General features: G+C 79.1%; 1 pseudogene. It reads right to left on the minus strand.

The features are described 5' to 3' along the window. Positions 1-258 (minus strand): annotated as a pseudogene (locus CCN29_RS36805) (helix-turn-helix domain-containing protein); the annotation flags it as partial.

Genomic DNA, 258 nt, shown 5'->3' on the forward strand with positions numbered 1-258 from the left:
GACGGGTGGCGGGGCGGTGGTCCGGGCCCGGAACGGGGCGGGTGGCGGGAGCTGGGAGGCGAGGCGATGGGCCAGCAGGGCCGCCGGGCGTCGTAGGCCCTCGGGCGGGAGGTCGGCCGTCAGGGCTCTGCGCACGGCCGCGGGAGTCACCTCGCGTTCGAGCCACGCCGCGACGCCGGGCGCCAGGTGGGCGGTGTCGTCGGCCGAGAGGAGCAGACGGGAGTCGTGGCGGCGCAGGTCCGCCAGGAGGTCGGTGGC

Origin of the sequence: Streptomyces pseudogriseolus (genome assembly GCA_002154585.1) — a bacterium.
GTDB lineage: Bacteria > Actinomycetota > Actinomycetes > Streptomycetales > Streptomycetaceae > Streptomyces > Streptomyces pseudogriseolus.